The sequence below is a fragment of the Planosporangium spinosum genome, from assembly GCF_049999945.1.
GTDB classification, from domain to species: Bacteria; Actinomycetota; Actinomycetes; order Mycobacteriales; family Micromonosporaceae; genus Planosporangium; species Planosporangium spinosum.
This window is the reverse complement of sequence record NZ_JBLYUB010000047.1, coordinates 26,814-34,096: the sequence shown is the minus strand read 5'-3', so window position 1 is coordinate 34,096 and position 7,283 is coordinate 26,814. Positions and strand designations below refer to the sequence as shown.

At 66.1% G+C, this 7,283-nt stretch carries 6 protein-coding genes; all 6 read right to left on the bottom strand.

The annotated features are described in order from the left end of the window. Nucleotides 1-227: 227 nt before the first annotated feature. Nucleotides 228-1,271: an MBL fold metallo-hydrolase gene (locus ACNTMW_RS33285; protein ID WP_426638038.1), complete on the bottom strand. Its 1,044-nt coding sequence runs from the start codon at nt 1,269-1,271 to the stop codon at nt 228-230. 169 nt (nt 1,272-1,440) lie between these two features. Then, the gene (locus tag ACNTMW_RS33280; RefSeq protein WP_426638037.1) at nt 1,441-2,646 is read right to left on the bottom strand and encodes an acyl-CoA dehydrogenase family protein; all 1,206 of its coding nucleotides are present in this window, start codon (nt 2,644-2,646) and stop codon (nt 1,441-1,443) included. A 4-nt stretch (nt 2,647-2,650) separates the two neighbouring features. Next, nucleotides 2,651-3,664: a phosphotransferase family protein gene (locus ACNTMW_RS33275; RefSeq protein ID WP_426638036.1), complete on the bottom strand. Its 1,014-nt coding sequence runs from the start codon at nt 3,662-3,664 to the stop codon at nt 2,651-2,653. Nucleotides 3,665-3,798: 134 nt separating this feature from the next. After that, nucleotides 3,799-5,586 carry an acyl-CoA dehydrogenase gene (locus ACNTMW_RS33270; protein WP_426638035.1) on the bottom strand — a complete coding sequence of 596 codons (1,788 nt, stop codon included), beginning with the start codon at nt 5,584-5,586 and terminating at the stop codon, nt 3,799-3,801. Nucleotides 5,587-5,678: 92 nt separating this feature from the next. Further along, nucleotides 5,679-6,374 (bottom strand): SDR family oxidoreductase, encoded by a 696-nt coding sequence (locus ACNTMW_RS33265; RefSeq protein ID WP_426638034.1) that lies wholly within the window; start codon nt 6,372-6,374, stop codon nt 5,679-5,681. Nucleotides 6,375-6,511: 137 nt separating this feature from the next. Continuing rightward, nucleotides 6,512-7,270 (bottom strand): SDR family NAD(P)-dependent oxidoreductase, encoded by a 759-nt coding sequence (locus ACNTMW_RS33260; protein WP_426638033.1) that lies wholly within the window; start codon nt 7,268-7,270, stop codon nt 6,512-6,514. Nucleotides 7,271-7,283: the final 13 nt, after the last annotated feature.

Below are 7,283 nucleotides of genomic sequence, written 5' to 3'. Positions count from 1 at the left end.
CACGACCACCGAACTCGCCGCCGCATAGCCACACCCGTTGCCCAGCCGGTTATCGACCGGAAAACTGAACAGCGCACAGAGCCTCACGCAGGCGATCTACACCATCTCGCGGGACGTGACCCGCGGACCCGGTTCTCGGCACCTACAGGGTGTGCAGGAGTGGGGAAGGGCGTCGGGTGACAGGCCGAGGTTCGCGGCCCCGCTGACAGGGCCGGACACCCCGACGATCATGCCGGGTCGTAGCGGCGCACTCCTTCGGCGTCGGTAGCTTTCAGCCGCCCCTGCGCCACCAGCAGGTCGAGGTGGGCGGCCGTTTCGGCGACGGCGAGCGTCTGGTTGAACAGGTCGAGGTCGACGAAGGACCGCTCGCGCCTGGTCCAGGTCAGCCGACCAGCGACCTCGTACGCGGTCAGTCCGTCCTCCACGGCACCGCAAGCATGATCCAGCCGCTCCGCGTGATGGTGCAGGAGCTCGTCGACGCGCGCGTGGACGCTCGGGCCGACCGGACCGTGGGCTGGCAGCAGCCGCTGGTCGGGCAGCGACCGGACTAGCCGCAACGAATCCAGATAGTCCCCCAGCGGAAGCTCGGCGGCCACCGCCTCGAAGCCGATGGACGGCGTGATATGCGGAAGGACGTGGTCGCCCGCGAACATCAGCTGCGCGTCACGATCGATGAAGACGACGTGCCCACGGGTGTGTCCGGGGGTCGCCACTACCCGAAGTGTCTTGGTCGATAACTCGATGTCCGCCCCACCGGCCAGCCAGTCGTCCGGCAGCGCCCAGTCCGCCGGATCGTGCGGCACCAGCTCGAACTGCGCGCGGAGGTCGCTGACGATGTCGCCTGCGCCGCATCGCACCAGCGCCTGCCAGTAGTCGGACATCGGTCGACGACCGGGAGTGGACAGCTCGAGAATGGACCGCCGCTCACCCTCACCGAGGCTCACCGCGGTACCGAACTCGCGCCGTACCGCCACCGCCATCGCGTAGTGATCCCGGTGCACATGGGTCACGAGAAACCGCCGTACGTCCCCGACACCCGCGCCCAAGGCAGCCAGGGCCGCATCGAGCGCTTGTCTGGCTTCCGCGATGGCCCAGCCGGAGTCGACCAGCACGAGGCCGTCGTCGCCGGCCAGGGCGTACACATTGACCGAGCGCAGACCGTCGTGCGGTAAGGGCAGTGGAATGCGATACACGCCGGCGGCAACCTCAAACACGCCGGGACGCGTCCAGTCTGCCGTCACGTCATCGGGTTCGATCCGCATTACCGCCATTCGTCGTCCTCCGCCGCGCTCCGCCCATCAGGATGATCAGTAGTGCCGACCTGCGTCACCACCGTGGGCGCGATGCTCCGCCGGCAGCCCAAAGACGCGTTCGACGATGACGTTCAGAGACCGAAGCATGAATGCCTCCCAACCGGTCGCCAACCGCAGCCTCGCCGTATCAGCCGACATACGGCCTTCCACGCTTTAGCTCCTCACGAGCGACGGAGCGGCGGTGAACGGCGTCCGGTCCGTCGACGATGCGTAGGACGCGGGCCAGTGAGTAGAAATAGGCCAGTGGTGTGTCGTCGCTGACCCCGGCACCGCCGAAGACCTCGATCGCCCGGTCGATCACGCGGGTGGCCATAGCCGGTACGGCGACTTTGATCGCCGCGATCTCCGTGCGCGCACCCTTCGCACCAACGTTGTCGATCAACCATGCGGTCTTGTAGACGTACAGCCGCGCCTGGTCGATCTCCATCCGTGACTGCGCGATCAGTTCCTGAACGACGCCCTGCTCAGAGAGGTACCGACCAAACGCGACCCGCGACTTGGCCCGGTCCACCATCAGGCCCAGCGCCCGCTCCGCCATCCCGATCGCGCGCATAGCATGGTGGATTCGCCCCGGCCCGAGCCGCGCCTGGGCGATCATGAACCCGTCCCCTTCGCCTGCGAGCAGGTTGCTCGCCGGCACCCGCACATCCTCGAACACAAGCTCCGAGTGTCCGTGCTGGTCCTGATAGCCGAAGATCGGCAAATGCCGCTCGATCGTCAGCCCCGGGACATCACGGGGCACCAAGATCATCGACTGCTGCCGGTGCGTCGGCGCAGACGGATCGGTTTTGCCCATCGTGATGAACACCTGGCACCGGTCGTCCGCCGCCCCGGTGATCCACCACTTCCGTCCGTTGATCACGTATTGGTCGCCGTCGCGGATGATTTGCGTGGTGATGTTCGTGGCATCGGAGGACGCCACATCGGGTTCGGTCATCGCGAAGGCCGACCGGATCTCACCGGCCAGCAACGGCTCGAGCCATCGTTCCTTCTGGGCGTCGGTGCCGAACAGGTGCAGCGTCTCCATGTTCCCCGTATCCGGCGCCTGGCAGTTGATCGCCTCGGGCGCGATCACCGGTGACCAGCCGGATATCTCGGCGACGGCCGCGTACTCCAGGTTCGTCAGCCCCGACGCCTCGGGGAGGAAGAGATTCCACAGCCCACGCTTCTTAGCGGACTCCTTGAGCCGCTCGACGACCGGCGGGTAGCCGTGCGCGTCGTGGGTCGCCCGCCATGAGCTGTACTCGCTCTCGGCGGGAAACACTTCTTCTCGCATGAAGTCCCACATCCGGGAGCAGGTCTCCTGCGCCTTGGGGGAAAGAGCGAAATCCATTCGATCAGCCTCTCTGCGCGAGGAGGGAAACGCCGGATTCAGCTATCCGGCGCACCTCGGCGTCGAGGTCGCCGAAGTCCTGGCCGGCCATGGTTCCGGCCGAGACACGAGCCGCGATCCCCTGCGCGATGACGGCGAACTTGAAATGGGCCAGCGCCTCATGGAAGGCGATGCTCTCCAGCGCTGCTCCCGTACGCTCCGCGTAGCGCGCTGCCAGGTCGGCCCGGCTCGGGAATCCTGGGGTGGTGGTGACAACCGGTGTCAGCGCGCGCTGTTCCTCCCCGGGCTCTCGCCAGTAGAAGAACAGGACACCGAGATCGGTCAAGGGGTCGCCGAGCGTGGACAGTTCCCAATCGATCACCGCCGCCACCCCCGCGGGGTCAGCCGGATCCATCAGACAGTTGTCCATCCGGTAGTCGCCGTGCACGATCGACGCGCGCTGACTAGCCGGCACGGACGTGACAAGCCGGGCCCGCAGCTCGTCAACCTCCGTCACGTCGCGGGTCTTCGACTTGTCCCACTGCCCGCTCCAGCGCCGGAGCTGCCTCTCCAGGTACCCGTCGGGACGACCGTAGTCCCCCAGGCCAACGGATACGGGATCGACGGCGTGGAGATCGGCGAGCGTGTCGACCAGGGCGAACGCGAGCTCGCGCTTCTGTGCTGCCGACTCGGCGTACCCGGCTGGCAGCTCCTCCCTGATCACCTGGCCCCGCACCTTCTCCATCACATAGAAGGGCGCGCCGAACAGGTCACCGCCGGTGTCCTCCAGGACGATGCGCGGCACGGGCACCGCGGTACCGGCCAGCGCCTTCTGGATTCTCACCTCGCGACCCATGTCATGGGCGCTCGGCAGTAGGTCGCCCGATGGCGGACGACGCAGGATCACCGAGCCGGCCGCGCTTGTGAGCTCGAAGGTCAGGTTCGACTTGCCGCCGACGATGAGCGTCGGCTCGAGCGCCAGCCATCGGTCATCGCCGAGGGCCTTCGCCAGCAACGGACCCAACAGATCGGGACGCACAAGTTCTCGCAACCTCAGATCCCTCTTCCGACTTCGAGACTCCCAGGAGCCTTTTCTGTTCAGCCTTTTCCGGACGTACGTCCGGCTCATGGTCTTGATGAGCGTCGGGCGCCCGTTGGTTTTACCGCAGTGATTCAGAGCCACGCCTCGGAGACCGCGAGCAACGAGACGTCCATGGAAGCGAGGAGGTCCAGTTGCGGTTCTATTCGGGGCAGCTCATGGGTGAAGAAGTACGACGCAGCTGCTCGCTTGCCCGCGTAGAAGTCGCCTTCCTTCCCCATTGCCACGATCGCCTGTTCCAGCCACATCCACGCGATGACTGTGTGGCCGACGACTTCAAGGTATGCCGCGGCGTTGGCCAGCGCGGTTGCCGGGTCCCCGGTGGCCCAGAGGCTCTCGGTGACCCGGACGACCCGGGTCACGGCATGCTGCAGCTGTGCCCCCATCGCAGCGAGGTCACCGGTGGCCTCGCCGACGGTCTCGCTGATGGCCTGCACCAACAGCTGCAGACCGGCGCCGTCGCGCATGACGATCTTACGGCCTAGGAGGTCCTGCGCCTGGATGCCGTGCGTGCCTTCATGGATGGGGTTGAGGCGGTTGTCCCGGTAGAACTGTTCGACCGGGTACTCCCTGGTGTAGCCGTAGCCCCCGTGGATCTGGATCGCGTGGTCGTTCGCGACCAGGCACCACTGTGACGGCCAGCTCTTGACGATAGGGGTGAGCACGTCCAGGAGCAGCCCGGCACGGTCCCGGGCCGCTGGGGCCGAGGCGGTCTGTTGCTCGTCGAGGAGCCGGGCGGCGTACAGGACCAGCGCCATTGCCCCTTCGACGTAGGCTTTCGAGGCGAGCAGCATCCGTCTGACGTCTGCGTGCTGAACGATCGGTACCTGCGGTGTAGCGGGGTCCTTCGCCCCGACGACCCGGCCCTGCAGCCGGCTTCGGGCGTAGTCCAGCGCATGCAGGTACCCGGTGTAACCCAGGCACGTGGCGCCGGCGCCGACACCGATGCGGGCCTCGTTCATCATGTGGAACATGTAGTCGAGGCCGTGGTTCTGTTCGCCCAGCAGATATCCCACCGCGCCTGACGACCCCCGAGGCGTATGTGTGCCCTCGCCGAAGTTGAGAACGGCGTTGGTCGTACCGCGGTAGCCCATCTTGTGGTTCAAGCCCGCGAGCACGACGTCATTGCGCTCGCCGAGTGAGCCGTCCTCATTCACGAGGAACTTCGGGACGATGAAGAGGGACAGGCCCTTGACCCCCCGAGGTGATCCCTCGACGCGGGCGAGGACGAGGTGCACGATGTTCTCGCTGAGTTCGTGGTCGCCGCCCGAGATCCACATCTTGTTGCCGTAGAGCCGGAACGTCCCGTCACCGGCGGGCACGGCCCGCGTGGTGACATCGGCGAGGGACGAGCCGGCCTGAGGTTCCGAGAGGCACATCGTGCCGAAGTAGCGTCCTTCGACCATGGGGGCGACGAAGGTGTCGATCTGCGCCGGAGAACCGTGTGTGATCAACAGGTTGGCGTTCGCCATGGTGAGCATCGGGTAACTTGCGGTCGCGATGTTCGCCGCCTGGAACCAGGCGAAGCACGCGCGATGGATGACGTTGGGCAGTTGGAAACCGCCCAGTGCCTCGTCCATGGCACCGCTGAAGAGGCCGCTCTTGTTGAACGCGGTCAGGGCCGCGGCGACCTCCGGGATGATCGTGACGCGCTCGCCGTCGAACCGCGGTTCTTCCCTGTCGCTCTTGGCGTTGTGAGTGGCGAAGTGACGCTCCGCCAGCTGCTGGGACAGCTCGAGGGCAGCGTCGAACGTCTCACGCGAGTGGTGTTTGAACCGATCTCTGGACGTCAGGCACTCCGACTGGAGCCATTCGAAAAGGAGGAAGTCGAGGTCTCGCCTGGAAAGCACCTTGGACGTCATGACAGATGTCCCCTTCGACGGTGGAGCAAGCAGATCAGGGAGTCGATGCGAGGGTGGTGACGCCGTGGTCATCAAGCCTCTTCATGCGGGGATCACATCGACATCCCACCGTCCACCGGAAGGACGACGCCTGTCACGTACCCGGCTTCCTTCGACGCCAGGAAACCGACGGTGGCGGCCATCTCCGCGGGCTGCGCGAACCGTTGCATGGGTATGGCCGCCGCGAGTTCCCTCTTCTTCTCCTCGGGAATGGAGGCGATCATCCGGGTCTCCGCATTGGGGGACACCGCGTTCACCGTCACGCCGAATCGCGCCAGCTCCTTGGCCGCGGTCTTGGTGAAGCCGATGATCCCTGCCTTGGCGGTCGCATAATTGGCCTGACCCGTGTTACCCCGCAGCCCGGTGTACGAGGTCACATTGATGACCCGCCCGAACTGCTGGTTGCGGAAGTGCGGGGTGCATGCCCGCGTGAAGCGGAACGTGCCACCGGCGTGAACCGCGAGGACCTGGTCCCAGTCTTCGTCGGTCAGTTTCCACAAGACCTTGTCGCGCAGGATGCCGGCGTTGTTGACGAGAATGTCGACGCGGCCCGTCTCCCCGATGATCCGATCCACGGCAGCGTCGACCGCGGCGGTGTTCGCCACGTCCGCGCGATGAGCTCGCGCGCCGATGGAGGCGGCTGCGCTCGCCACCCCGTCGCCGTCGAAGTCGACCAGGTAGACGGTGGCCTGGGCTGCCTGGAAGAAGCGCCCGAGCTCAAGCCCGATCCCGTGGGCTCCTCCCGTCACGATGACGGTCTGTCCGGTGAAGTTGAAGCGAAGATTGTCAGTCATCGAGAAATTTCCTGTCTGATTGTCGTTGGCGCACGGTGACTGTCACCGCTGCGCTGCCGCGCACGGTGCGCCGACCCCGCTGAGCCCTTGGGTCAGACCGCCGTCCAGCCACCGTCGACGGGCAGGACCGATCCCGTCACGTAGCTACTCGCATCGCTTGCGAGGTAGAGGAGGGCTCCCAGCAATTCGCCTTCCCTGCCCGAGCGGCCCATCGGGGTCAACTTTGCCACCCAGGCCTCACCCTGTTCGCTGCTGAACAGGCCCTCAGTCATCTCCGTCGGGAAGAAGCCGGGAGCGATCGAGTTGACGCGCACGCCGCGGCGTGCCCATTGGGCGGCGAGCTCACGCGTGAGATTGACGACGCCGGCTTTGCTCGCCGCGTAACTCGCCTGAGGCATGCGGCCGAGGCCGACGAGCCCGACGATGGAAGCGACATTGATGATCGAACCGCTGCCCTGGGCGACCATCTGCAGTCCGGCATACCGGCACATCGAGTAGGCGCCGAGGAGGTTCACCTCGACCACCTGCCGGAAGTCGTCGGCGGTTTCGTCGTCGACCCGGTTCGGCTTGCTGATGCCGGCGTTGTTGACGAGGACGTCGACACGTCCGAACCGTTCGACGGTTCGTTCCACCAGCGCCCGGCAGTCGTCGTCGACAGTGACGTCGCAGGGCACGACCAGGGCGTCGCCTATTTCCGCGGCGATGCGCTCGAGCTTCTCGGTGCGCCGCGCGGCGAGCACCACCTTCGCGCCCGCCTCCGCGAGCTTCCTGCCGAAGTGCTCGCCCAGGCCGCTTGAAGCACCGGTCACGATGACGACGCGATCCCGGACGCTGAATAGATCTGAACTCAAAACGTAGGTCCTT

Excerpts from the sequence above, each read along its gene's own strand:
- ACNTMW_RS33285 (WP_426638038.1), bottom strand. The coding sequence starts at position 1,271 with ATGGCGGTAATGCGGATCGAACCCGATGACGTGACGGCAGACTGGACG.
- ACNTMW_RS33270 (WP_426638035.1), bottom strand. The coding sequence starts at position 5,586 with ATGACGTCCAAGGTGCTTTCCAGGCGAGACCTCGACTTCCTCCTTTTC.
- ACNTMW_RS33280 (WP_426638037.1), bottom strand. The coding sequence starts at position 2,646 with ATGGATTTCGCTCTTTCCCCCAAGGCGCAGGAGACCTGCTCCCGGATG.